The sequence below is a fragment of the Streptomyces sp. HUAS CB01 genome (genome assembly GCF_030406905.1).
Lineage (GTDB): Bacteria > Actinomycetota > Actinomycetes > Streptomycetales > Streptomycetaceae > Streptomyces > Streptomyces chengbuensis.
In genome coordinates this window covers 6,870,272-6,893,114 of record NZ_CP129137.1, presented here as the reverse complement: position 1 = coordinate 6,893,114, position 22,843 = coordinate 6,870,272, and the positions used below count along the sequence as shown (strand labels likewise).

General features: G+C 71.4%; 20 protein-coding genes. 5 read left to right on the top strand and 15 right to left on the bottom strand.

Annotated features, from left to right (window positions below; translation table 11 throughout):
- Nucleotides 1-21 precede the first annotated feature (21 nt).
- From lanKC to QRN89_RS30105, 5 genes are all read right to left on the bottom strand, one after another.
- Nucleotides 22-2,613, bottom strand: coding sequence for a class III lanthionine synthetase LanKC (gene lanKC, locus QRN89_RS30125; RefSeq protein ID WP_290352572.1), 2,592 nt, complete (start codon nucleotides 2,611-2,613; stop codon nucleotides 22-24).
- Between the two features lie 146 nt (nucleotides 2,614-2,759).
- Nucleotides 2,760-3,146 carry a VOC family protein gene (locus QRN89_RS30120; RefSeq protein ID WP_290352571.1) on the bottom strand — a complete coding sequence of 129 codons (387 nt, stop codon included), beginning with the start codon at nucleotides 3,144-3,146 and terminating at the stop codon, nucleotides 2,760-2,762.
- Between the two features lie 172 nt (nucleotides 3,147-3,318).
- Entirely contained in the window at nucleotides 3,319-3,900 is a 582-nt protein-coding gene (locus QRN89_RS30115) for a hypothetical protein (protein ID WP_290352570.1), read from the bottom strand.
- A gap of 11 nt (nucleotides 3,901-3,911) precedes the next feature.
- Nucleotides 3,912-5,486 (bottom strand): sensor histidine kinase, encoded by a 1,575-nt coding sequence (locus QRN89_RS30110; RefSeq protein WP_390701811.1) that lies wholly within the window; start codon nucleotides 5,484-5,486, stop codon nucleotides 3,912-3,914.
- A gap of 38 nt (nucleotides 5,487-5,524) precedes the next feature.
- On the bottom strand, nucleotides 5,525-6,214 hold the full coding sequence (locus QRN89_RS30105; protein WP_290352569.1) for a response regulator: 690 nt from the start codon (nucleotides 6,212-6,214) through the stop codon (nucleotides 5,525-5,527).
- A 190-nt stretch (nucleotides 6,215-6,404) separates the two neighbouring features.
- On the opposite strand from QRN89_RS30105, the gene QRN89_RS30100 reads away from it, so the two are divergent.
- The 5 genes from QRN89_RS30100 to QRN89_RS30080 all read left to right on the top strand — a co-directional run bounded on the left by QRN89_RS30100 (nucleotide 6,405) and on the right by QRN89_RS30080 (nucleotide 13,405).
- Nucleotides 6,405-7,295 carry a DUF3152 domain-containing protein gene (locus QRN89_RS30100; protein ID WP_290352568.1) on the top strand — a complete coding sequence of 297 codons (891 nt, stop codon included), beginning with the start codon at nucleotides 6,405-6,407 and terminating at the stop codon, nucleotides 7,293-7,295.
- A 297-nt stretch (nucleotides 7,296-7,592) separates the two neighbouring features.
- On the top strand, nucleotides 7,593-10,367 hold the full coding sequence (locus QRN89_RS30095; RefSeq protein ID WP_290352567.1) for a type 1 periplasmic-binding domain-containing protein: 2,775 nt from the start codon (nucleotides 7,593-7,595) through the stop codon (nucleotides 10,365-10,367).
- A 123-nt stretch (nucleotides 10,368-10,490) separates the two neighbouring features.
- On the top strand, nucleotides 10,491-10,694 hold the full coding sequence (locus tag QRN89_RS30090) for a hypothetical protein (protein ID WP_290352566.1): 204 nt from the start codon (nucleotides 10,491-10,493) through the stop codon (nucleotides 10,692-10,694).
- A gap of 423 nt (nucleotides 10,695-11,117) precedes the next feature.
- Nucleotides 11,118-12,317 carry an NAD(P)/FAD-dependent oxidoreductase gene (locus QRN89_RS30085; RefSeq protein ID WP_290352565.1) on the top strand — a complete coding sequence of 400 codons (1,200 nt, stop codon included), beginning with the start codon at nucleotides 11,118-11,120 and terminating at the stop codon, nucleotides 12,315-12,317.
- Between the two features lie 191 nt (nucleotides 12,318-12,508).
- The gene (locus tag QRN89_RS30080; RefSeq protein WP_290352564.1) at nucleotides 12,509-13,405 is read left to right on the top strand and encodes an RNA polymerase sigma-70 factor; all 897 of its coding nucleotides are present in this window, start codon (nucleotides 12,509-12,511) and stop codon (nucleotides 13,403-13,405) included.
- Between the two features lie 116 nt (nucleotides 13,406-13,521).
- Here the strand turns inward: QRN89_RS30080 and QRN89_RS30075 are convergent, their stop codons facing one another.
- From QRN89_RS30075 to QRN89_RS30030, 10 genes are all read right to left on the bottom strand, one after another.
- Nucleotides 13,522-14,706 carry a metal-dependent hydrolase family protein gene (locus QRN89_RS30075; RefSeq protein ID WP_290352563.1) on the bottom strand — a complete coding sequence of 395 codons (1,185 nt, stop codon included), beginning with the start codon at nucleotides 14,704-14,706 and terminating at the stop codon, nucleotides 13,522-13,524.
- A 315-nt stretch (nucleotides 14,707-15,021) separates the two neighbouring features.
- Nucleotides 15,022-15,891 (bottom strand): SDR family NAD(P)-dependent oxidoreductase, encoded by an 870-nt coding sequence (locus QRN89_RS30070; RefSeq protein ID WP_290352562.1) that lies wholly within the window; start codon nucleotides 15,889-15,891, stop codon nucleotides 15,022-15,024.
- Nucleotides 15,892-16,388: 497 nt separating this feature from the next.
- Nucleotides 16,389-17,264, bottom strand: coding sequence for an RNA polymerase sigma factor SigJ (gene sigJ, locus QRN89_RS30065; protein ID WP_290352561.1), 876 nt, complete (start codon nucleotides 17,262-17,264; stop codon nucleotides 16,389-16,391).
- Between the two features lie 128 nt (nucleotides 17,265-17,392).
- Nucleotides 17,393-17,878 (bottom strand): RrF2 family transcriptional regulator, encoded by a 486-nt coding sequence (locus QRN89_RS30060; RefSeq protein ID WP_290352560.1) that lies wholly within the window; start codon nucleotides 17,876-17,878, stop codon nucleotides 17,393-17,395.
- Nucleotides 17,879-18,356: 478 nt separating this feature from the next.
- The gene (locus QRN89_RS30055; protein ID WP_290352559.1) at nucleotides 18,357-18,932 is read right to left on the bottom strand and encodes a dihydrofolate reductase family protein; all 576 of its coding nucleotides are present in this window, start codon (nucleotides 18,930-18,932) and stop codon (nucleotides 18,357-18,359) included.
- A gap of 224 nt (nucleotides 18,933-19,156) precedes the next feature.
- Entirely contained in the window at nucleotides 19,157-19,813 is a 657-nt protein-coding gene (locus QRN89_RS30050) for a contact-dependent growth inhibition system immunity protein (protein ID WP_290352558.1), read from the bottom strand.
- A 12-nt stretch (nucleotides 19,814-19,825) separates the two neighbouring features.
- Entirely contained in the window at nucleotides 19,826-20,125 is a 300-nt protein-coding gene (locus QRN89_RS30045) for an RNase A-like domain-containing protein (RefSeq protein ID WP_290352557.1), read from the bottom strand.
- A 49-nt stretch (nucleotides 20,126-20,174) separates the two neighbouring features.
- Nucleotides 20,175-20,735, bottom strand: a complete 561-nt coding sequence (locus QRN89_RS30040) for a hypothetical protein (RefSeq protein ID WP_290352556.1) — start codon at nucleotides 20,733-20,735, stop codon at nucleotides 20,175-20,177.
- Nucleotides 20,736-20,766: 31 nt separating this feature from the next.
- Nucleotides 20,767-22,503: an RNase A-like domain-containing protein gene (locus tag QRN89_RS30035; protein WP_290352555.1), complete on the bottom strand. Its 1,737-nt coding sequence runs from the start codon at nucleotides 22,501-22,503 to the stop codon at nucleotides 20,767-20,769.
- A complete protein-coding gene (locus tag QRN89_RS30030; RefSeq protein WP_290352554.1) occupies nucleotides 22,503-22,817 on the bottom strand; it encodes a WXG100 family type VII secretion target in 315 nt (104 codons plus the stop codon). Before QRN89_RS30030 ends, QRN89_RS30035 begins: the two co-directional genes overlap by 1 nt.
- Nucleotides 22,818-22,843 lie beyond the last annotated feature (26 nt).

Genomic DNA, 22,843 nt, shown 5'->3' with positions numbered 1-22,843 from the left:
TGACCTCCGGGGGTCCGGAGGTCAGCTCTGGGGGCCGGCGGACCGGCCGGGAGGGACGGGCGGGAGGAACGGGAGCTGCACCGGGGCCTCGTCCAGTGCGGCGCCCAGGGCCAGCAGGCACCCCGCCGTGCCGGTGGAGAGGTCCATGGAGAGCCGCATCATCTGCTCGCCGGGGAAGGCGAGTCGGCCCTCGTAGGGCACGGCGTGCCAGGACAGGACGCCGATCTGCCGGGCCAGGTCGGCCGGTGCGGTGCCGGGGCCGGTCGCCGCGGTGCGGCTCAGGTGGAGCACCATGCCCGCCGCACCGCGGAACAGGCCGGGCTGTGCGTAGAACTTCGCCTGCGCGGCCCGTACGATCTCCTGCCGCGCCCGGGTGAAGCGCTCGTCGTGGCCGTGGACGAGCCAGTCGTCCAGCACCATGCCGATTCCGGCGCTGCCCGCACCGAGATAGGGCATGGTGCGCCGGCCCTCGTCGACCTGGAGCGCTCCGCCCGCGCCGCGCACGCACCGGTCGAGATCGCGGTGCAGCCCGTCGGCCGCGAGACCGAGCAGCGACGGGTCGCCGGTGCGCTCGTACAGCCTCAGGTGCAGCAGCGCCGCACCGGACGCGCCGTGCAGCAGCCCGGCGCGACGGGTGGTTCCGCCGGAGGCGTCCGGCCGTCGGGCGACGAGCCGCCCGCAGCGCAGGGCGGCGTCCCGCAGCGAGCTCTCGCCGGTGGACTCGGCCAGCGCGTCGAGGGCGAGGCCGAGGCCGGCGAGTCCGCTGTGCAGGTCCGGGCCCATGCCGGTCCAGTCCTCGGAGAGGACGACGTCCACCAGGTCCATGGCCGCGGCCCGGTGCCCGAGACGGTCCAGGGTCCAGGCGACGCCCGCCAGCCCGTCGTAGAAGCCGAGCGGGGTGCCGGAAGCCGGCCGGCGCACCGTGCGCAGCAGCCAGTCCTCGGCCTCGGGCCATCGCCCGCAGCCGGTCTCGGCCAGCGCGTACAGCACTCCGGCCGCACCGTACGCGAAGCAGGAGCCGCCCACCGGAGTGGCGAACTGGGCGATGTCACCGGGCAGACAGCGGTCCTCCCGGTCGAATCGCGCCGAGGCGCGGACGGCCTCGGCCATCGAGTCCCGACTGCGCGGCCAGTCGCCCGGTTCCACGGGCAGGTAGTCCGAGCGGACCACCGCGGGCTCCCCGGACGGGTGGCCGCGGGTGATCTCCTCGACCGCCTCGTCGAGGAAGGCCCGGTCCACCGGGAAGTTCGCGGCCACGATGTCCGCCAGATGGGCGGCCTTCGCACGGTCCACGGCGAACAGACTCGTCAGCGGCAGGAAGAGCGCGAGACGCAGACAGGCCAGGGCGTAGCGGTCGACGTCCACGCCCCTGCGGTCCGCGGGAGCCACGAAGCCGGGGTTGGCGATGACCTGCCGCCGGCCCTCCGCGGACGGCGCCGCCGCCTCGAAGTCCAGCAGCACCACGGACGACTCGTCCTCGGCGACCATGATGTTGAACAGGTGCAGGTCGTTGAAGACCACGCCCCGCTCGTGGACCTGCGCCACCGCGTCCTCCACCAGCCGGTGCACGCGCAGCGCCCACTCGGTGTAGGCGGCGAGGGCCCGTTCGCCGGGGTCCTCCTCGATCAGCGGATGGCGTCGCGCGAAGAAGCTGTTGAGCGGACGGCCCTCGATGTGCTCCAGGACCAGGAACCTGTGGTCGCCCAGTGTGAACCAGTCCAGGACCTCCGGGGTGCAGGAGAGGCCCGACAGCCGTTCCAGCGCCTCCTTCTCCCGCTCCAGCCGGGTCACGGCGTCCGCCCCGTCGGCGGCCAGACCCGCGTACGGCCGCCCCTCCTTCAGCACCACGCGCCGGCCCGTCCGGTCGTCCCGTCCGACGTACACGCCGCCGCCGTTGGAGAAGTGCAGCGCGCGCTCGATGGTGTACGGGATGCCGTCCGTGGTGGTCGCCGCGCGCGCCTCCAGGTGCGGGCGGAGGAAGTCGGGCGGTGTGACCCACGGCGGCACGTGGAAGGCGGGCCCCCGCACATCGGGCACGAGCCGGCCCGAGGCGTCCTCGACGGCGGGCCGCAACTCCCCCTGCTCGTCGCGGCAGTGGCGCTCGGTGAAGCTCCCGTAGCGCAGGAAGACGGGCCCGGCTCCCCAGCGGAGGTCGCTGAGGATGTACGGCCCGGGCTCGCCGGCCAGGAGCGCGTCGAGGTCCTCGGCTATCGCCCCGCACTGCGCGTCGTCTGCGGGGTACACGGTGATGAACTTGCCGCTGGCGCTCCGGTCGGCGTACTTGGCGTTGCGGATGTGCAGCAGGTACCGGCTCGGTACGAACTTGAAGGCGATGTCCCGGGGAACGCAGTAGTCCCACACCTGCGAGAGCACCTTCTCCGCGTTCTCGAGACCGGCCGAGACGTGGATCTTCCAGCCCTGTGAGGGGAGGCGGGCGTCGAGCGGGCGGTAGGCCAGCCAGTCGCCCTTGCGGTGCCGCTGCCAGCCCGCCGGAGCCTCGCGCCGCGCCGCCTCGTACGTCCGGCCCGGTCCGTCGCCGTCCTCCGCCAGGCGGTGGGGGGCGTCGTAGAACTGCCGGTCGGCGTCGCAGAAGACCGCGTACCCCTTGTTCATCTCATCCCCCTGTGGCCGGTTCGACGCCACAGAGGCTGCCACGGGGCCGGAAGGGGTCGACAGTCACAGCTGTCACCGGGCGACCGTGAAGAACTCACGAGTGGACCCGCCGGCCGGCGCTCACAACGGGCGCCCTCGCCCCTCGGTCAGGGGCAGCGGCTCGCGAGGACGCAGAACTCGTTGCCCTCCGGGTCGGCGAGGACGACCCAACTCTCGTCGCCCTGGCCGACGTCGGTGTGCCGGGCGCCCAGATCGAGCAGACGACGGACCTCTTCGTCCTGCTCCCGGTCGGTGGGACTGACGTCGATGTGGAGCCGGTTCTTGACGCTCTTGCCCTCGGGGACGCGTGCGAAGGTCAGCGTCGGCGGCACCGGGCCGGGGTTGCTCCGGCCGCCGGGCACCAGAGGGGAGCCGATGGTGACGATCCCGTCGCCCTCGTCCTGCACCTCGTAGCCGAGGACCGAGCACCAGAACCGGGCGAGCGCGTCGGGATCGGCACAGTCGATCGCGAGCTCGGTGAACTTACTGGCCATGTCAGGACCTCCCGGTCACGTAGTGGGTCCGCCGACGTCCACACGCCGCTCGCCGTGCCCGGCGGACGGGACGGAGCAGCGGGCGCCCGGCGAACGGGGCGGCGAAGGTCCCGCCCGGCAGCGTGGTCCGCCGTCCGTCACGGACGGATCGTAGCGATGGGGCCGGCTCCTCCTACGGCTGCGGAGGGGCGGGACAGGCGTCGGCCGACTGCGTCATCGTCCATCCGCCCCCGTACACGCGGACGTTCGTGTGCGCCGGAGAGCGTTGCGCGCCGACGGGAGGAGCGGTGGAGGCGCCGTCCCACTGCGCGTCCGCGGGCAGCGCGGTGAACACCCCACTCGCGTGAGCCACCGTGCACGCCAACTGGAGCATGGCCGGACGGCTGAGGGGAGCGGCGTCGTCGGGGAGCCCCACGGTGACGCCGTTGCCGCTGCCTGCCGTGACCTTCGGTGTGTCCGTCAGGCGCGGCAGCTCCGTGGTGGCCGTCTCGGCCTCGACCGCCGTCGGCCCGTCGAACAGCCGGCCGACGACGGTCCCGAGGTCCGCGGGGTCGCCGATTCTGCGGGGGTAGGCCGTCAGTTCACCGTCGTCCAGGAAGTAGAGGGAGACGACGACCGGCACCGAGGGCGTGGGGCCGGGCACGAGCACCCCGCTCGCCGGTTCGCCGGCCTCGATGACGCCGGACGGGGGGACTCCGCACGCCGACAGCGTGAGCGCGGCCGCGAGCGCGACCGCGACCAGCGGCGCCCTCACGCGCGCGCCCCTCACCGGGCACCCCCGGTGGAGTCGTGACCGGCGGCTGCGGTGTCGCGGTGCAGCGGCAGTTCGACCGTGAACGCGGCTCCGCCCCCGGGGAGGTTGGCTGCGCTGATCCGGCCACCGTGCAGGTGGACGTTCTCCGCCGTGATGGCCAGTCCCAGTCCGCTGCTCTCGCTTCTGGTCCGTGTGGTGCTCGCCTTGTAGAAGCGCTCGAAGATGTGCGGCATGTCCTCCTCGGCGATACCGGGTCCGTTGTCGGTCACCTCGATGACGGCCCAGGCCACGTCCGCCCGCTCCTCCCCCGGCCTCATCGCCAGCCGCACCGGCGGCGCCCCGTGCCGCAGCGCGTTGCCGACGAGGTTGGCCAACACCACGTCGAGCCGGCGCGGGTCCACGCGCGTCCGGAGCACACCCTGCCCGGGCAGGTCGGTCTCCACGCTGCCGCGCCACCCCCGAGCGGCGAGGGTGTGCGGGACGAACTCGGCAAGGTCGATCTCGTCCAGGCTGAGTTCGGCAGCGCCCGCGTCGAAGCGGGAGATCTCCATCAGGTCGTTCACCAGTCCGCTCAGCCGGCTGGTCCCCTGGCTGATGAGCCGCAACGCCTCGCCGGTGTCCCGGTTCAGGTGCAGGGCGTTCTCGTCCAGCACGTCGGTGACCGCCGACATCGCCGCCAGCGGCGTCCGCAGTTCGTGGGAGACGTCGGCGACGAAGCGGCGCGCCTGGGCCTCCAGACGGCGCAACTCCGCGACCGAGGCCTCCAGCGCTGCCGCCATGTGGTTGAAGGACCCGGAGAGGTCGGCCAGTTCGTCGGAGCCGTTGACGGTCAGCCGGACGTCGAGATGCCCCTCGGCCATCCGGCGTGTCGCCCCCCGCAGCGCCCGTACGGGCCGGAGTACGCCGCTCGCGGCCAGCAGCGCCAGGACGACGGCGAGGCCCAGTGCCACCAGGGTGGCGCGCTCGATGGCGCTGACCATCGCCTCGACGTAGGCCTGTTCGGTGTTCTGCGGCACCACCAGGTACATCACCATGCCCGAGAGCCCGGACTCCGTGCCTTCACCGTCGTCGTGGGTGACCGGCATACCGACCACGAGGTAGGGGCGCCCGTCGGCGTTCACCCGCTGGAACACCGCGGCCCGTCTGGTGTCCACGGACCGGCGGAGTTCCGGGCTGATCTTGTCGAAGTCGGCACTCGGCGCGGAGGCGCGGAGGGTGCCGTACGTGGCCATTACCCGCCACCCCTGTGACTGGTTGGCGCGGAGGACCTGGGTCGCCGCCTTCTGCAGGTGGCTCCGGCTCGGTGTCCGGGGGATGTAGTCGACGGCGGCGTCCACGCTGGCCCGGAACTGCCGGATGACGGAGTCCTGGCTCTGCTGCAGCACCCCCGTGCGCGCCTCCCGGAAGGCGACGGCTCCCGTGCTCAGGGCACTGGCCATGGCCACCAGGACGAAGGCCACCACCAGACGGGAACGCAGGCCCCGCAGCGGAAGCGGCACCTTGGCCAGGACCGCCCGGCGGAACCTCCCCGGCCCGGGTCCCTGCCCGGCCGCGACGTCCTCGCGCATCCCTACGTGCTCGCGCATCCGTACGTGCTCGCGTGCCGGTACGGATCTCCGGCCTTTCACGGGGAACCGAAGCGGTAGCCGAAGCCGCGTACGGTCTGGATGTAACGGCGGTCCCCGCCCAGCTCGCCGAGCTTGCCGCGCAGTCGCTTCACACAGGCGTCCACGAGTCGTATGTCGCCGTAGTAGCTGTGCTCCCAGACCGCTTCCAGCAGCTGCTGGCGGCTGAACACCTGTCCGGGCGAGGCCGACAGGGTCAGCAGCAGCCGAAGCTCGGAGGGGGCGAGCGCGACGGACTCACCGCGGTGGGTCACCACGAGCCCGGCCCGGTCGATGACCAGTTCTCCGTGCGCCTCCGCCCTGGGCCGGACGGTGTCGGACACCGTGGCGTCCTGCCTGCGCAGCACCGCCCGTATTCGCGCGTCGAGGACCCGGGCCTGCACGGGCTTGACCACGTAGTCGTCCGCACCGGCCTCCAGCCCCACGACCACGTCGATGTCGTCGCCCTTGGCGGTCACCATGATGATCGGCACCTGGTCGCGTTCCCTGATCCGCCTGCACACGTCGAGGCCGGAGATGCCGGGCAGCATGAGGTCGAGCACGACGACGTCCGGATGGAAGGGGTGGAGCCGCTCCAACCCCTCTTCACCCGTCGCGGCGGCGAGGACGTCATGCCCCTGGTGTCGCAGCCCCAGCTGGACGGCCCCACGGACATCCGGGTCGTCTTCGACAATAAGGACTCGTGGCACGCCGACAGTGTAGGCAGACCGCGTTCGGCCGCCGACCTGCGAAGAGCCCCGCTCGGGAGCTGTTACAGAAGGGTCACATCGGTGCGTCGCCGAGCGGGCGACCGCGATCAACGGGCCGCACCACGCTCGTTATCGGTTCGTGACCGTCCGAACTCATGGCGATCATCTGCGATGACCAGCTTGAGCTGCCATGCATGCGGTACGACAGCGGGAACACCCATCCACCACCGGCAGCGCCGCGGCCTCCCGCCGGGGTGGCCGTCACCGGTCCTCGCACCGACGGGGCCGTCCGCGCCGCCGGGGCCGACGCCGGGGCCGGAGGTACCTGGTCGGCACACTGGCGGCCGCGGGCCTGCTCGGCTCCGCCGCGTTCTTCGTGGACCGTGGGCGAAGCGAGGCGTCGAGCGGTGGGCCGCACCTCCGGAGTGTGGCACCCGTCACCCCCGCCCCCACGCCCCCTCCCTCCCCCTCTCCCACCCCGACCCCGACCCCGACCGGGATCGACGTCCCCTCGACGGGAACCGGCACGTTCGTCACCGCCCGGGCCGGAGGCGCGAAGGTCGGTCACGGTCCGCGTCCGGTCCGGTACGTGGTGAAGATCGAGACCGGCCTCGGCATCTCGCCGGACCGGGCGGCGGACGAGATCGCCGACATACTCGCCGCGCCCCGGGGCTGGACCCACAACCCGGCGTACTCCTTCCAACTGGTGAGCGCGGGGCAGCCCCACGACCTCACGGTGACGATCGCGACACCGGGGACGGCTGACGCCCTGTGCTGGGACGGCATCCGGCAGGACACCGAGGGCGAGTACAACTGCGAGGTCCCGGGTGGGGTGGTGGTGAACCTCAAGCGCTGGGTCGAGGGCTCGCCCACCTTCGACGGTCCGATCCACGACTACCGGGCGCTGATCATCAACCACGAGATGGGGCACTTCCTGGGCTACACGCACAGGACCTGCGCGGGCCCCGGCCGGCTGGCTCCCGTGATGATGCAGCAGATCAAGGGCCTGCACGGATGCCTCGCCAACGCCTGGCCCCACGACGAGAACGGCCGCTTCGTCACCGGGCCGCGCGTGGGGTGACCGGTTCCGGAGCGGTGCTGCGCGCCCCTGGTGGAGGGCGACGACGCCACACTGCACCACCCCACGGGCACGACGTTGCGGGCGGAGAGACCCCCGGCGGCGGAAAGCCGCAAGGGCGGCCGGTCGTTCGCGGCGACGACCTGCCGAACAACGACGCGAGGGGCGAGTCCGCACGGGGAATCCCACCGTCCGCCGCGGGCTCCCCCGAATGTCGGTGCCAGATGATTGACTCTGCTCCTGGGTAGAGCAGTTGGCGAAGGCAACGCCTTGTTCTCGGGGGCACAGAGGGGGCTACGCATGACCACGGGGGATCCTCAGAGCCGTATTCCGGCCTATCCCGGCGTCGATCGGTTCGTCGACGCGTTCGACAAACTGGTGGTGCAGTCGCGCCGCAGCCGCAGCAGGGTGCCGGTCGTCCTGCTCCACGAGCCGGACGGCGGCGACGCGGGTCGCCGGATCGTCGCAGGGCTCCGGTCACGGATGCGCGGCCGCAGCGAGGTCCTCGCCCCGCACGCGCACATCCCGCAGATCCCGGACGGCGCCGACCCGCCGCCGCTCCACCTCTTCGAGCTGCTCACGAACCAGCTCAGGGAGACCATGCCGCCGGGCACGGGCCAACTCCATCTGCACAGCTACCGGTTACTGCGCTCCGTGGTCACCGCCCCCGCCCTCGACGGGCTCATGGAGCGCCGCCACACCGAACTGCGCAACCACTGCTACGCCCAGCACCGCCAGTGGTCGCCCCTGGCCCAGACGCTGTGGTGGCTCGGCGGCCGCGACCAGGCCAACGGCGGCACCCTCCTGGAGCTGCTGTGGAACTTCGTGGCGGGCCCGCTCTTCCAGCGGCTGCCGCGCGCCCTCTACGGCCGGCGGGCGAACCGCCGCATGCTCGGGAAGTCCCGCAACCCCCGCTGGTACGCACGCTGGGTCCGCCAGCAGCAGGGCAGCCCGCCCACCGACTTCTTCCGCTCCGCCCTCGACCTCGTCCAGGGCGAACTGGTCAACGAGCCCGAGCGCATGGACCGGGTGCTCATGCAGGCCGTGCTCTCCGACCTCGACCAGGCATGCCGAACCCGTCTCCTCAACCCGTGGCGCCGCCGACGCACCAGCCGCTTCGTGCTGCTCTTCGACGAGGCGGGGCACGAGGACTCGCGGGTCCAGCGCTTCCTGCGCGAGTTGCGGTCCGCCGTGGACGACCTGCGGTGCACCTCGGTGTTCGCGGTGGCGGGCGGCGTACGCTCGCTCGCCGCGCGCATCCCCGACATCCATGCCACGGGTCTCGCCCAGGCAGGCGCCGAACTGATCAACATCGAGCGCCGCGGGATGCTGCCGGACCAGCCGACCGGCATCGTCGTACCGGTCGCGGAGGGGCCCGAGGACGACCAGGCCGCCGTGTACTGGCTGGGCCGCTGGCCGACGCTGGTGACGCCGTCGCCGCGCTGGGGTCCCGGTGCCGAAGTGGTCGGGGCACTGGGCGTGGTGACGCTCGCCCTCGCGGTCACCGGCGCCTTCGTCCTCGTACCGGGCACGTGGAACCGCGAGAAGGACGACCCCTGCCAGGGCTCCACCTTCCTCGGCGCCGACGGACAGTGCGTCGGGGTCGGCGAAGGCTCCGCGGGGTTCGGCAAGGGGCCCAGCGAGCAGGCCGTCCGGGCCGTGCTGGAGCAGATCGAGAGACAGAACGAGGAAGTCGACAGGGAACTCGCCGGCCGGCCCGCCGACGACCCGCGCCCCGGACGCCGCACCGTCGTCTACTTCGGCCCGCTCACGGGCGGCAAGGACGCCGAGGACCCCGTCCGCGGCGGCACGTTCGCCGAACTGCGGGGCATCGCGGTGGCACAGCGCCACATCAACGCGCAGGCTCTGCGCTCCGGCGAGCGCGTGCCGCTGCGGGTACTCGCCGCCAACGCCGGGGACCGTTTCCAGGACGCGCCCGCCGTCGCGGAGCGGATCGTGGAGCTCGCCGCGAGCGACCCGACCATCGCGGGAGTCGTCGGTTTCGGTCAGAGCCGCCGCAAGACGTACGAGGCGATGCGGATCCTCGACAAGGCAGGCATCCCGATGGTCGGCACCTCGGGCACGGCCGACGAACTCCTGCAGCAGGGCACCCACTACTACCAGACGGCAGCGACCGACTCGCGGGCCGCCGAGCTGATGGCCGCCTTCGCCTCCGGCGCCGGGATCGCCGCGGGCGGCCGGCAGGTACACCGGGTGAGCCTGGTCGCCGACACCACCGACGCGTACAGCAACAGCCTCGCCGCCTCCTTCCGTGCCGCGTACGGGCCGGGGCGCACGGATGTCCTTCTCTACACGCCCACCGACGCGCCGGAGCCCGATCCGGTACCGGGTGCCCTCGGCGGGCGGCCGGTTCCGACGGTCGAGGACCTGGCCCGTGAGGTGTGCCGTGCGGTGAGTGAGGAGCCACGGACGGCGGTGGTGTGGTCGGCGCGGGCCAGCCAGTTCCAGCTGTTCCTGGCGGAGATCTCCCGCATGTCCGGCGACTGCCCGCGGTTCAGCGTGCTCGCGGGGGACGACGTGACCAACGCGCTCATGGACGAGCAGCGTCCCTGGGACCACTTCAAGGGCCTCTCCCTCTTCTACGTTTCGCACGGCTACGCCCCCACGCTCGCGGCGACGAGCCCGGAGGCGGCGGCCTTCCTCGCCGCGTACGACCGTGCGTACGGCGGTGACCGCAGCGCCCGGAGCAAGGCCATGCGTGAGGACGGCCACGTCGCCCTCGCCTGGGACGCGTTGCGCTACCTCGCCGAAGGCATCGACCAGGCCTGGCGCACCACCGGAGGGCACGACGGCCGGCTGGACCGTGGACTCGTGCAGGGCGTGCTCTACCAGGGCCTGGGCGGAGGCGGCTTCGACGGCGCCACGGGCCGTATCGACGCCCACGGCGCGGCGAGCGGCGGAAGACTGACGGAGGACAAGCTGCTCGCGGTGCTGCGGGGCACGGACAGGGGGCCCGTGACGGAGCTGCTGTGCGGCACGGTGGCCCGCGGCGACGAGCGCACCACATGGGGCCCGAAGAACCCGAAGAAGGGGAAGGAACTCCCCTGCCCCTGAGGAACCCTGCCCCCTGGAGAACACCGCGTGGCGGCAGGTGCGTTCGGTGACCAGGGCCGCGCAGGCGGTTCGCCACCGGCCCCGGTCTCGACCACCCGGTGCCCCGGAGGTTCACTTGTGGGCATGAACGAGGGGTTGTGGAGCAGGCTGTCCGCGGAGACACGAGCGGAGGTCGACGGTCTTGTCGCCGCCGGCCGCACTGTGCAGGCCATCGTGGTGATGCGGGAACGCGCAGGCCTGCCGCAGCCTGAACTCCGTGACTGCGTCGATCTTCTGGCGCAGCGGTTCACGGCCCTGCAGGAACAGGCGACGACGCCGGGCGGTTGATCAGGTGCGGGCCGACCGCTGCGACTCCCCGCCCCGCTCACCCCGCCGGCGTTCCCTCGCGGTGCACACCGGCCGCCGGCACGGGCGCCCGACGACGCACCCGGCCCGGACTGCGAGGGGCGCTGTACCGGGTGGGGGTTGCCGCCGGCACACCGTTCGGAGGCCCCGGCCGTGCCCGGCCACAGCCCGTTTCCCTTCGACCGCCGGCCGTGTCGGGCGGCAGGCGCCGGGCCGGGCCCCGCGCGCCCGCTTTCGCGCGACTCCGCCGGCCCCGACCGACCTCGTCAGCGCCGTGTGGTGCACCGCGGCGGAAGGGCGCGGCGTTTGCCCGTGCCCGATGTGCGCTACGTCTCATCCGTGGGCTGTTACACCGGATGCGCGGCCGGTGTCTCCATGCCGAGTCCACAACGCAAGGGAGACATCATGAACGGGAACGTCGAGGTCGTCGTGGTCGGCGGCGGGTACGGGGGCGTGACGGCGGCCAATCGCCTGGCGCGACGCGACGGTGTGTCGGTGACCCTGGTCAATCCGCGTCCCGAGTTCGTCTCGCGGATCCGCCTGCACCAACTCGTGGCCGGCTCCGATGACGCGGTCGAGGCCTTCGGTGAGGTACTGGGCGGGAACGTCCGGCTGGTCGTCGACACCGCGACCCGGATCGACGCCGCCGAGCGCCGGGTGTCGCTGGCGGGCGGTGGCTCGCTCTCGTACGACTACCTCGTCTACGCGGTGGGCAGCGGCGCCTCCGACCCCCGTGTGCCCGGAGCGGCGGAGTTCGCTCATGCGGTGTCCGATCTCGAGGGGGCGCAACGACTGCGGTCGGCGCTGGCCGCGACGCCCGCGGCGGCTCCGGTGGCCGTGGTCGGGGCGGGCCCGACCGGCCTGGAGACCGCCGCCGAGCTGGCGGAAGCAGGCCGGAAGGTCACCCTGGTCTGCGGCCGGGTGCTCGGCCCGTCGCTGCACGCCCGGGTCCGCCGCCCGGTCGCCCGCCGGCTCGCCAAGCTGGGTGTCACCGTCCTCGAAGGACCCCGCACGTCGGTGACGGCAGTGACACAGGACGCCGTACGACTCGACGACGGCCGCGAGCTGCCCAGCGCGGTGACGATCTGGACCGCGGGTTTCGGCGTCCCGGACCTGGCCGCCCGCAGCGGGCTGCGCACCGACACCGAAGGCCGCCTGCTCACCGACACGACGTTGACCAGCGTGGACGACGAGCGCATCGTCGCCGCCGGGGACGCGGGTGCGATGCCGGACCACCCGTTCCGGATGAGCTGCCAGGCGGCCGTGCAGCTGGGCCCGGCGGCCGCCGCCACGATCCTGCGCCGGATCGCCGGAAAGAAGCCCGCTCCCGTCCGGATGTTCTTCGCCGGGCAGTGCCTCAGCCTCGGCCGGAACGAGGGTGTCACCCAGTTCTCCTACCCGAACGACAAGGTGAACGCCCTCTCCATCAGCGGGCGGACCGGCGCCGGCGTCAAGGAGATCGCCTGCCGGTTCACCCTCGGCAAGCTGGTGTCCGGGGCACGCAAGGCCAGTTCCCGGCCGTCCCGCGACGGCGGCACCGGCCGCCCGGGAACACCTCCGCCGGACCACCGCACCACGGTGTCCACCACCGGAAGCGCAACCTAGCCGCCACGTCCCCCTTCGTCCTTCGGCCGGACCGACCGGTCCGGCCCGGGAAGGTCCGCATCGCAGCAACGAGCACACAACGCCGCGGCCTTCTCCGCCGCGGCCTGGCACCGGGGCACCGTTCCCACCAGCCCGCCCACCCCCACAGCCCCGGTCCGAGGGGCCGACCGCGAGAGAGCGAACCGCACACCATGAACGACCACGCCCCCGACTCCGCGACCGAGGCCTTCGTCGCCCACCGCGACCTGCTGTTCACCGTCGCCTACGAGATGCTCGGCTCGGCGGCCGACGCCGAGGACGTCCTCCAGGAGGCATGGCTGCGCTGGGTCAGGGTCGACCTGACGCAGGTCCGGGACCAACGCGCCTACCTCGTACGGACCACGACCCGGCAGGCACTCAACCGGCTGCGCACCCTCAAACGGCGCAAGGAGTCCTACGTCGGCCCCTGGCTGCCCGAGCCCCTGCTCACCGCGCCGGACGTGGCCGAGGACGTCGAACTGTCCGAGAACCTGTCGCTCGCCCTCATGTTCATCCTCGAGACCCTCTCACCGACCGAACGCGCCGTCTTCGTGCTGCGCGAGGTCTTCGACTTCGGTTACGACGACATCGCGGACGCGATCGACAAGAGCCCCGCCGCCGCACGCCAGATCGCCCACCGGGCGCGCCGGCACGTCGACGCCCGCCGGCCGCGCACAGCTGTTTCGCGGGAAGAGGCCCGGGCGGCGCTGGACTCCTTCCAGCAGGCGCTCGTGACCGGGGACCTGCAGGGGCTGCTCGACGTACTCGCCCCCGACGTCGTCTTCGTCAGCGACGGCGGCGGCCTCAAGCTGGCGGCGCTGCGACCGGTCGTCGGCGCCGACAAGGTGCTCCGCTACATGGTCGGCAGCCTCGACAAGGCCGGCGGCACCTTCACCAGTGAGCCCACGACGGTCAACGGCAACCCCGCACTCGTCCTGCGCCTGGGCGGCGAGATCGACGGCGTGCTGGCCTTCCGCGTGGAGAACTCCCGCGTCACCGGCCTCTACTACGTCCGCAACCCCGAAAAGCTCACCCGCGTCGAGTCCGAGACCCCCCTCACCTCCCACTGACCACTCCCCCGCGCGACGGACCTGTGCGCAAGAGGCGCCCGACGGCGCACTCGCCGCCGGGCCGGCATCCGGCCGGGGTCCGACGGGCGTCGGCCGGATTCAGCAGTCGTGACGCCTCAGCGTACGCGGACGCCGGCCCGGAACACCGCGCGTACGTCCAGCAGGGCGGCGGGGTCCTGAACGGGGTCGCCGGCCGTGACCAGGAGGTCGGCGTCGGCTCCCGCCGTGATCCGTCCCTTGCGGCCCTCGACGCCGCACAGCCGGGCCGCCAGGCTCGTCACGGACCTGAGCGCGTCGAGGTGCTCCACGCCCAGCCGGGCCAAGTCGCCGACCCCGTGAGGGAGGACGTCGTGCGGCTTGGCGGGCCCTATGCCGGCGTCCGAGCCGATGACGACCTTGGCCCCCGCCTCGTTCAGAGCACGGAAGGCGTTCAGGATGGTCTGGACGTGCGCGGCCATGGCCGGGGGAGGAACGAAGGGCACGTTGGGGTCCATGCCCAGCGTCAGGCTGGCGTAGGTGTCGCTCTCCACGATTGCCTGCACGAGGGCCGGGTCGGGTTCGGTGCCGCCGTCGGCCGTGAGGAAGCTGACGTGCTCCAGGCTGTCCACTCCCGCTTCCAGGGCGTCCTTGATGGAGTCGACGCCGTGCGCGTGGGCGGCCACGGGCAGACCGAGTCGGTGTGCCTCGTCCACGACCGCGCGCAGGTCCGCCAGACCGTACTGCGACGCGTGGGGAGGTATCGACCCGGGTGTCATGTTGCCGCCGCTGGCCATGATCTTGATGACGGAACAACCCCGGGCGTGGCGTTCGCGCACGGCGGCGCGGAGGGCCGTGATGCCCTCCACCTCGCCACCGAAGAAGTGGCAGTGCCCGCGCGGGGTGGTCAGCGGGGGGCCGGCAGCCAGGATCTCGGGGCCGCGCTCGGGCGCCCCCGCGAACTCCTCCACGAGGGCCAGGGAGAGGTAGCTGCGGTCACCGAGGTCGCGGACGGTGGTGACGCCGGCCTGGAGGGCGGACCTGGCAGCGGCCCTCATCCGGACCAGCAGATCCTCGTCGCTGGTCCCGGCAAGTGCCGCCACGGGGTCGGGCCCGGCGTCGAAGGCGAGGTGGGTATGGGTGTCGATGAGGCCCGGCAGCAGGCAGGAGTCGGAGCCGAGGTCGATGACCTGTGACCCGTCGTCGGGAACCGTGCCGCTGCGGTCCACACGTGCGATGCGCTCGCCTCTGATATGCACCGTGGCAGGCCCCGACAGGGTGAATCCGTCGAACATCGCACCGGCGTGTACGGCAAAGGACTTCATGGGTGGGCATTCCCTTCAGGGTAGGTACGTCATGTCGTCGCGAGCCGGTGGGAGAGCACCCGCGAGCCCGCAGTGCGAAGCTCCGTCCGCCACCGCTGGGCCGCGCCCGCGAGCGTTGTGGTGAGCGGGACTGCGCCCGCGGTCCCGGCGGGGCCCTGACCCTGGGGCGGCCGGGGGCCTGCCGCCCGGTCGCGGTCTGACCGACCGCGCCGTTTCGCGGGGTCCGTTGCGGAATCCCCGCCGAGCCGAAAGGCTGCCGAACGGCCTTCCGGCAGCCGACAGGCCGTTTGGAGCAAGCGGCCGCCGCCGGAGCCGTCAGTCGACGACCATGCCGACCAATCGCATCCGCATGTCTTCGAGTTCTGATTCCGGGGCCTGCTGCACGAGGCGGGCGATCTCCCTCGCCTCGTCGCCCACGGGCGCCCGGCCGGGGGCCGGTATCCGCTCCATCAGGTCCATCACCTCGGATGCGGCGTCGGCGGCGGTGATTCCACCGGCCTCCATGCTCTTCACTCCGTCCACGAACCTGCCGAACGACTTCCCGTAAAGGGCTCGCTGTTCCTCGGTCAGCGACGCGGCGAGGTGCAGCAGGTCCGCGGCAACCCGCTCCTGGCTCCCGGTGCGCATACTGCCCGGGACCGCGACGACGACCTCGACTCCGAACTGCTTGAGTTCCATCCTGTAGGCGTCCGCGATCGTGTCCATCGCGGCCTTCGAGGCTCCCAGCATCCCGAGGAAGGGCAGGGGGAAGCGCGCGGACGTGGAGCCGATCTGGACGATGCGTCCACGAGCCCGGCGCAGAGCGGGAAGGAAGGCATTGACGACGGACATCGCACCGAAGACGTTGACCTCGAACTCATGCCTGACTCGGTCGAGCGGGAGAAGCTCGAGCGGGCCCGGGGTGACCACGGCGGCGTTGCTGACCAGCACGTCCAACCCTGACTCTCCCAGTGATCGGGTGACTTGACCCACCCAGCGGGCCACCGACGCCTCGTCCGTGATGTCGCAGACGGTCAGCACGACGCCTCCGTGCGAGGCGGCATTCACCTCGGCGGCCTCGTCTGCCGTCAGCGCCGTGCCGAATACCCGGTGGCTCGCGGCCAGTTCGAGGGCGAGTTCCCGGCCCAGGCCGGTGCCGGCCCCGGTGATGGCCACGGCTCGCTGCCCCGAAGTCTGATTGGTCACTGTGATCCATTCCTTTGTTGCGCCCGTCGTCCTGGGACCGGCGAGTGCCCTGCCCCGTCCGCCGCCGTGGTGATGGGCGTTTCCGTCCATCCGGCGGCGGGCCGCGGATCCCGCCGAGGCGGGGCCGGACGCGCCGAACCGCGACCAGTCCGGTCGCGGCGCGGTGGGTGGCGGCCCCCGCCGGGAGGGACGTGCCCGTCGGTCCCGCACGGGTTCCTTCCGCTGTCACCAGGGAGACGATCCGGCCAGGCCGGATGTGACGGTTCGCGGAAGAAATTCCCTTCGGACGCGTCGAGGGGCGACGGCGGAGTCGGCGGACGACCGCCGCCTCGCGGACGGTCGCGGGCTCTGCGCAACGACGGAACGGCTTTTCCGCCGGGTGCCCGGCGCCCCACCGCAACGCGCGTCGGACCCCCTCTCACGCCCGGGACCCGGCAGAGCGCCCGCACCGAGGCGCCGACGAAAGCGGCCCACGGGCCCCGTCACGCTCGGACCGCTCAGACGTGCGCGATCTTCTCGGGATTGAGGACCCTGCGGTATGCGCTGATGAGGCCGTCCCTGAACTCCACGGTGTCCACGCAGAGCACCCGGCCCTCCCTGCGGATCAGCAGGGCGGGCTCGCCTCCGACCTCGACGGCCTCGACGCGGTCGGCGCACCATCGCCGCCCCAGCCGAACCATCACCATGGCGATGCGCGCCCCGCCCAGAATGGGCTTGCGCGCCGAAGGAGTCATGCCGCCACCGTCGGTGACGAACACGGCCTCCGGATGCAGGAGCCGCACCAGCCCGGCCAGGTCCCCGGCCTCGTAGGCGGCGCGGAACGCGGCGAGCAAGCGCTCGCGCTCCGCTCGTGACGCCTGCGGCGTGGACTGCCTCGACCTGGCCACCCTCCGCCGCGCCCGTGAGGCGAGCTGGCGGGCCGAGGCCACGGAGGCGCCCAGCACTTCGGAGATCCGGCTGAACTCGAGGCCGAAGACGTCGTGAAGAACGAAGGCCACTCTCTCCGGCGGGCTCAGCTCCTCCATGACCAGGAGCATCGCCGACCCGACGGACTCGTCGACGAGCACGGCCTCCGACGCGTCCGGCCCCGTCAGCAGGGGCGCCGGCAACCAGGGCCCCACATAGATCTCCCTGCGGGCGCGGGCGGACTTGAGGATGTCGTACGACCGTCGCGCGGCCACCGTGACGAGCCAGGCCCGAAGATCGTCGACGTCGCGCAGATCGGCCGCGACGGCCCGCAGCCATACGTCCTGGACCACGTCCTCGGCGTCGGCCACGCTTCCGAGCAGCCGGTATGCCGCTCCGAAGACGGCGGGCCGGTGCGCCGGCCACTCGGCATCGAGCACACCGGACCGCCCGGGTATCCGCGTCACGTCACACTCACCTGTCTCCTCGGCCCGCCATCAGCTCTCGGATGTGGCACCCCGTGAAGGAATCGAGATATTTTTTGTCCAGAAAATGCGCCGACGAGAGCAACCTTCGTGCCGGGGGGAGACAGGACTCAGTCGCGACCGAGCCCGCGGCGCACCTGCGAGGCCAGAGCGGGAGCGTGCGCCTCGGCGTCGGCCTTCACATCGGCGAGGTTCTCCTCGGCCAATGCCTTCCTCCAGGCTTCCTCCGCTCGCCCCATGGCGCTGTTCACCGCGCACGGGCGACGAAACCCGCCGGTCGGCACCCGCTCGCCGATAGTGCCGCACCGACGGATCTCGGCGCACCGGAACAGCGGCTGGTCGCCCTCGATGGCAAGCACCACGTCCAGCATCGACATCGCCTCCAGCGGGCGGGCCAGCCGGAAGCCGCCTCGCGCGCCGGGCACCGATTCCAGCAGCCCTCCCTTGACGAGTTGCTGGAGCTGCTTGTTCAGGTACGACACCGACAGATCGTGAGCAGCCGCCAGCTGCGCGGTCGAGACCGGCTCGCCGTCCCCCAGCCACGCGAGGTTGAGCAGGGTGTGCACCGCCCACTCGACGCCCTTACTCGTTCGCATAACTGGATATTAAACATCCAGTTCAGCCGGGTCAAAACGCGGAGCCGGCCGCTGAGCCCTGCAGCCGGAACGACGGCTGAGGCATGCTCCGGGCAGGCGGAATCACACGGTTGATCACGGATCTTCGACCGTCCTCACCGTCGCCGAGGGCGGTCGACTGCACAGCGTGCCCGACCCGGGATCTCCAGGCCGTCGGCTCCAGGAGCGCTTGTGGCGCAGCACACGGAGTGTTCCGTCCCGTGTGGATCGCCATGGCCGCCTTGAGGGGGAAGCGACGAGAGTCCGGCCCCGGGAAGGTGGCCGGCAAAGCCTCGGCGGGTCGCGGCCGGTGCCGCAGAGACCTCGATGCTCAGTGTGCCGCAGCGACCGCGATGCTCAGCGTGGGGGTGCGTAGGCGGGTCCAGCGGCCGAAATGACCGGTGCGCCTCCCGTCCGCATTCCCGGATGGCCGGCCCAGCACATCGGCATCGTCCAGAATCTAGAGCGAGGCTCGGCGCGCCACGCGATGGCGGAGGTAGACGAATCTCGAGCTGAAGGTGCGGGTCTCGACGAGTTCGAGATCCACCCGGCGCTCGTCTCGGGGAAAGAACGGAATACCACCGCCGACCAGCACCGGGTGGACCATGGCCCGGTACTCGTCGATCAGATCCGACGCGGCCGCCTGTGCGGCGAGGGTCGCGCCGCCGATCGCGATGTCGCCCTCCCCCGGCTCGGCCCGCAACCGCTCGATGGCCTCCGCCAGCCCGCCGGAGGCCAGACGGGCGTTGCCCTGAACCGTCGACAGCGTGGTGGAGAACACCACCTTCGGGAGCGGCTTCCAGAGCGAGGTCCATTCGAGCATCGCGTCGTCGAGCGAGGGATCCTGGTCGGCGGTCTCCCAGTACAGCATCGTCTCGTACAGCCGTCGCCCCATCAGATGGACCCCGACCTCCCGGATCTCGTCGATCCAGAAGCGAAATACCTCCTCGTCCGGCGCCGTCCAGTCGAAACGGCCGTCCGGCCCGACGATGTAGCCGTCAAGGGAGACGTTCATCGAATAGGTCACGCTGCGCATGAGAAGTCCTCCTCGGTGACGGGTTCGACAGTACGACCGCCGGACACCGCAGAACTCATCGCGGCTCGCGGGTCCCCTGGACGGCCGAGTCACCTCACGAGGCCATGTCGTCGAGAACGCCTCCGGCGTTGCGTCCGCCGGTCCAGGTGGGTCGGGCCGACGGCGACGTCTCAGGTGGTCGAACTGAGAGGTCACCCACGAGGGTGGACGGCCCCAAGCCCGGATCAGCCGCCGGCCAGCGTCGCCGCCACCGACTGGAACCAGGCGCCGTGGGAGGACGGCTCGGGCGGGCCGACCTCCATGCCGAGTTCGGCGGCTGCCAAGGCGTAGTCGCCCTCGTCCAGAGGGAGCGCGAGCAGCTCGTGGAGTTCGCCCACGAGGCGCGCGACCACCTGAGCGTCGGTGGTGGCGGCGTAGTCGGCAACGGCGGCATCATGGTCGGGAAACTCGTCGACGATGTCCTGCGAGAACCAGCCGCCGAGCAGTTGCGCTGTTTCCGGGAAGCGCGCGTGCCACTCCCAGTGAGTCTGCGGCGACGACGGTTCCGGGACGTCGCCTTCCTCGATGCTCTCCCTCAGGTGATCGGCCAGCACCGTCAGCCAGTCACCGATCTCCGACTGGGGCATCCCGGTGTCCGGCATCGCGTAGAACTCACCCAGCTGGTGCCGGATTCGGCCCGGTGGATTGCGACCGTACTCGCGCAGCTGGCGCTCCGCCTCCGCAATTGCCCAGGGGCGGGTGTGCCACGTGACACGGAGATACGCGTCCAGCGCGCGGCTGCGCCGCTCCGGGGTGTCGTCGGCCGGCTGCCCCAGGTACGCGCGCATCACCTGGTCCAGCTCGCCATACCGGCGGTCGTGTTCGAGAGGTCTCATGGACATGTGCGGACAGCCCTACAGGTAGAACGGGACGGTCGTGTGGACGACGAAGCCGTGCGGGCTCGACGGCTCGCGGCGCAACACCACGCGCGCCGCGCGGACGTCGACGGGCCCCCGCCCGGCCAGCAGGTCGGCCTCAAGCTGCACTCGGCCCACGGACTCCTCGCGGGAGGGCCAGGCGGCCTCGATGGTGAGTCGGGCCCGGGTGCCCTGGGCGAGCCAGCGGTGGACGGCCTGCTCGTTGGCGGTCACCACCTGCTGGGTGGCCCAGTGAGCGGTCTCGCGGTCGGGGTAGGAAGCGGAACGGGTCAGCACGGGGGCATCCTCTCAGGGCTCCGGTCAGGTGCTGCGGTGCAACGGATCACTAGTCGGAGAAGCTCCAGAACAGACCGACCTCGGTGTCCGAGAGGACGACCAGGCCGCAGTCCTCCATGAGCACGCTCAGCGGGGCGTACTCCAAGCCCTCCAGCGCGAAGTCGAGTGTGCCGGGCGCGCTGCCGGTCCTGCGGACGTTGGTGCGATAGGTGGCCTCGTCCCCGTAGCGGGCCAGGATCGTGCGTGCCATCGCCCTCAGCTCGTCCTCGGACTCGTCGAAGTACTGGAGGTTGGACAGGGTGCAGCCGGCCTCGGTGAGGGCCAGGAGCAGGTTCTCGGCGCTGTCCCGGTCGATCTCCTTGAGACGTGGCGCGACGTACTCCGGGGGGTGGACGGCGAACGGATACATGGGGGATCCCGCGCGCTCGGGGTCCTCCTCCGCGTCGTCGACGCGTGCCCAGCCCCGGGGGTCCGGAACAGCCCGGGCCATCAGTGCGAGGACGTCGAGCGTCCAGTCCTCGTGGCGGCGCGGGCCGGTGGCGATGTACGCGACCGCGTCCCTGTACAGGTGGCGTACCGCGGCTTCCCAGGAGGTCCGGTCGACGGGCATGTGGTGCTGGCCTTTCTCGGCGGGGCGCCGGCTAGGACTTGGAGGGCATCGACGTCATGACGGTGAACGGCGGGGTACGACCGCTGTCGTACCGGATCCGCGTGTCGATGCCGGTGACGTCGTACGCCTTGGCGTTCATGCCGCCCTGCTTGTACCCGGAGAGCGGGTCGTTCGGGTCAGCCGGTTGTTTGCTCACACTGCGGCCGCTGGTCTCGCCGTTCGGCGCGGTCGCATGGAAGGCTTTGACGTCTCCCTCCCCCGGCGGCGGCGGGCCCTTGATCCACGCCTCGATGGCGGCCTTGTTCTGGTTGAGGTTGTACTCGGTCAGCGCCTCCGCCCGCCGGTAGTTCGGGAAGGCCGAAGAGCTGCTCGGATACGGCTTGCCGTGCGGCCAGGCCTGGGTCGGGCCGTTCGTCTGCTGGTCGCGCAGGCGCTGCGCGAGTTGCTCGTCCGTCTTGCCGACGTGCTTGTCCAGGGTGTGGCCGTTCTCCATGTACTCGTTGGCGGCGAGGTTGAGGTCGTACTTGCCGGTCGAGTCGACCTTCATCCAGACCTGCGAGTCCTTGAACTCCTCCAGGGCCCGCATGCCGAAACCTTGCGCACGCGCCTCCTGCGCTTCGAACTTCGGAGCGCTCCGGTGAGCCTCGTCCAACGGTCCCATGAGCGCGTCGAGTTGCGGGACGAGCGCGTCGACGCGTCGGTTGTACGTGGTGACGATCGAGTTCAGCTTGGCGGTGTCCATGTTCAGGACGATGCCCTGACCCAGCTGACTCGCGCCCTTGGCGACACCCTTGGCCACGCCTTTCAGGAAGCCCTTGACGTCGTCCATGCCGACGCCGTCCTTGAGGTTGACCTCGACCTTGGGAATCGCGTCGCGCACGGCCTCGATGTAGACGTCCCATACCTCGCGATTGAGATAGACGGCCGCCTCGGCGAATTCGTAGAGGAGATCGCTGACCTTCTGAGCCGTGTCGAACAGCACGGTCATCACGGGGTGCGTGGCAGTCTGCGAGGAGGAGCTGTCGTGCTTCCACTCGTAGTTCTCGCGGCTCTTGCCCCACGCTGTGGTGCCCCACAGCGAACTGCAGAACTGGCGCATCGCGTCGTACCACTCACTGTTGGCCTGCTGCGTGATGCTGCCGACGTTCCCGGTCAGGCCGCTCTCCGCAAGGGAGAGCGAGGTGGTCGTCGCCATCCACGCCTTGGACAGCGAGTTCAGGTAGTGCTGCTGCGGGAACGGATAGACCTCGGCGACCTTGCCCATCCGGAAGGCATGCTTCACCACCGGCCTCAGCACCTCCCGGACCGGCTCGGGGACCCACTCGAGGATCCTGCGGATGAAGTCGTCGCCGCCGTCGTCGTCGCCCCACTTCAGATTCGGCACGGAGCCGTAGGCGGGCGGCTTATCGATGACCTTCGGCAACGGCTGGACGACCGGTTTGGCCTTACCTGTGGGATCGTTGGCCGCCTCCGCCTTCGCGTAGGCATTGGCCGTCGAAGTGAAGCCGACTGCCGCTCCCCCGATGCTGACGACGCTCTTGGCCCATACTTCGAGGAAGCGGTTGCCGACCTTGACGTACGACGTCGCGAAGGCCTGAGGTGAGGTGCCGTAACCGCCGGCGTCCGGGTACTTGTGCAGATCGTCGAGCAGGGACTTGGCGCCTTTGTCCATCACCGTCTGCTGGCTCGCCACACCGCCGGACACACGGTGGAGGTCGGTTGGCTTGACGTCGATGGTGCCGTTCTGACCCGGTGCTGGTGTCCCCATCAGCCGGCCCCCCAACCGCGCAGCACAGCCTGGTGCGCTGCAGCGTAGTTGATGTGGCTCGTGGTCGCGCACTCGTGCAGCCACTTCTGGGCCGCCTGGAGGTCCTGGGCCGAACGGTCCCACTCGTCGAGCTTGTCGACGAAGACCTCGCGGGCCTCACCCTCCCAGGACAGCACGACCGGCACGACCCGGTCGTGGAGGTCGTCCAGACTGCCGTTGAGCTTCCTGAGGATGTCCTCCAGTTCGGCGGCGAGCTCGCGAAGGGTGGCGAAGGAGACGGTGATGTGGCCGTCGTCCGCGCTCCCGGTCGGCATGATTCCCCCGTTTCTCGGATGTCGTC